Genomic DNA, 2535 nt, shown 5'->3' on the forward strand with positions numbered 1-2535 from the left:
CGCGGCAGTCGCACGAGGCGTTCTTCCGGCGGATGCTGGGGACGGTGGAGGAGCCGACGGCGCCGTACGGGCTGATGGACGTGCAAGGCGACGGCAGCGCGATCGCGCAGGCGCAGCGTGCGGTGGAGCCGGCGCTGGCGCGGCGGTTGAGGGATGGCGCGAAGCAGCTGGGCGTGAGCGCGGCCAGCGTGTTCCACCTGGCGTACGCACAGCTGCTGGCGCGCGTGGTGGGGCGCGAGGACGTGGTGTTCGGCACGGTGCTGTTCGGGCGCATGCAGGCGGGCGCGGATGCGCAGCGGGTGCCGGGGCTGTTCATCAACACGCTGCCGTTGAGGGTGGAGCTGCAAGGGCGCAGCGTGCGCGAGGGCGTGCAGCACACGCACGAGCAGCTCACGCAGTTGGTGCGCCACGAGCACGCGCCGCTGGCGCTGGCGCAGCGCTGCAGCCAGGTGGCTGCGCCCGCGCCGCTGTTCAGCGCGCTGCTGAACTACCGCCACAGCCCGCAGCCGCAGCAGCCGGATCAGCAATTGCAAGACCAGCAGCAACAGGCCTGGCAGGGCGTGGAGTTCCTGGGCGGGGAGGAGCGCACGAACTACCCGTTCACGCTGGCGGTGGACGACTGGGGCGACGGCTTCGGGCTGACCGCGCAGGTGCAGTCCCCGCCGGTGCAGCCGGAGTTGATCTGCGCGTGCATGCACACCGCGCTGGAGCAGATCGTGCAGGCGCTGGAGCGCGCCCCCGAGACGGTGCTGCAGCAGCTGGACGTGCTGCCGCAGGCGCAGCGCACGCGGCTGCTCGCGCTGGGCGCGGGCGTGCAGCGCGAGGCGCGCGGCGGCTGGGCGCACGAATGGATCGAGGCGCAGGCGCGGCGCCGGCCCGAGGCGATCGCGGTGGTGCAGCACGGCCGGCAGCTGAGCTACGCGCAGCTCAACGAGCAGGCCAACCGGCTCGCGCACCAGCTGCGCGAGCACGGCGTGGGCCCGGATGCGCGCGTGGCGCTGTGCATGCCGCGCGGGGTGCAGCTGGTGGTGGGGCTGCTGGCCATCCTCAAGGCCGGCGGGGCCTACGTGCCGGTGGACCCGGGCTACCCGGCGCAGCGGCTGCAGGCCATGTGCCGCGACAGCGCACCGGTGGTGGTGCTCAGCGCATCGAGCCTGCCCGCGCAGGTGGACGCGGGCGTGCCGGTGCTGGACCTGGACGCCGATGCGTGGCGCTGGGCGCTGCAGCCCGCTAGCAACCCGCGCGTGGCGCTGCACGGCCAGCAACTGGCCTACGTGATCTACACCTCGGGCTCGACCGGCACGCCCAAGGCCGCGCAGGTGCTGCACGCGGGGCTGCGCAACCTGATGGACTGGTACCTGGAGGACTTGCCGCTGGGCGAGGACGACGCGGTGCTGCTGGTGACCTCGCACAGCTTCGACCTGACGCAGAAGAACATCCTCGGCCCGCTGATGGTGGGTGCGACCCTGCACCTGGCCAGCGAGCCGTTCGACCCCGCGGCCATCGTCGCGCAGGTGCAGGCCCAAGGCATCAGCGTGCTGAACATGGCGCCCAGCGCGTTCCATGCGCTGGTCGATGCCCGCCACGGCAATGAACTCGCCGGCCTGCGCCGCGTGGTGCTCGGCGGCGAGCCCATCCAGGTGGCCAAGCTCATGCAGCTGCCCGAGCCGCGGCCGCAGTTCGTCAACAGCTACGGGCCCACCGAGTGCAGCGACGTCGTCGCCTACCACTGCCTGTCGCCGCGGCTGCAGGACTACGAGGGCCGCACGGTGCCACTGGGCGAGCCCATCCGCAACACCCGGCTGTACGTGCTGGACGCGCACGGGCGGCTGGCGCCGCAGGGCGTGGCCGGCGAGCTGTGCATCGCAGGCACGGGCGTGGGGCGCGGCTACCTGAACCGGCCCGAACTGACCGAAGAGCGCTTCGTGCCCGACCCGTACGCCCCCGGGCAGCGCATGTACAGGACGGGTGACCTGGCGCGCTACCTCGAAGACGGTACGCTGGAGTTCCTCGGGCGCAACGACTTCCAGGTGAAGATCCGCGGCATGCGGGTGGAGCTCGGCGAGATCGAGGCCTGCCTGCGCAAGCACGAGGGTGTGCGCGAGGCGGTGGTCATCGCCCGCGATGAGGGTGACGCCGGCAAGCGGCTGGTCGCCTACCTGGTTGGAGACAACCTGCAGCCGCAGGCCCTGCGCGAACACGCGGCCCAAGCGCTGCCCCAGCACATGGTGCCCGCCGCCTACGTGGTGCTCGATGCGCTGCCGCTGAACCCCAACGGCAAGCTCGACCGCAAGGCGCTGCCCGCGCCCGGCGACGCCGCCCAGGTCACCCGCAGCTACGAAGCCCCCCTGGGCGAGGTCGAGACAGAGCTCGCCCGCATCTGGGCCGAGGTGCTGCAGCTCGACCGCGTGGGCCGCCACGACCACTTCTTCGAGCTCGGCGGCCACTCCCTGCTCGCCGTCACCGTCATCGAACGCATGCGCGAACAAGGCCTCGACGCCGACGTCGCCGCCTTGTTCACCACCCCAACGCTCA

1 protein-coding gene is annotated in these 2535 nt (G+C 72.3%); it reads left to right on the forward strand.

All coding sequences use genetic code 11. The features are described from left to right. A partial coding sequence (locus tag DZC73_RS29480) for a non-ribosomal peptide synthetase (RefSeq protein WP_124543976.1) occupies positions 1 to 2535 on the forward strand: 2535 nt, incomplete at both ends.

The organism is Rhizobacter terrae, assembly GCF_003852895.1.
Classification (GTDB): domain Bacteria; phylum Pseudomonadota; class Gammaproteobacteria; order Burkholderiales; family Burkholderiaceae_C; genus Albitalea; species Albitalea terrae.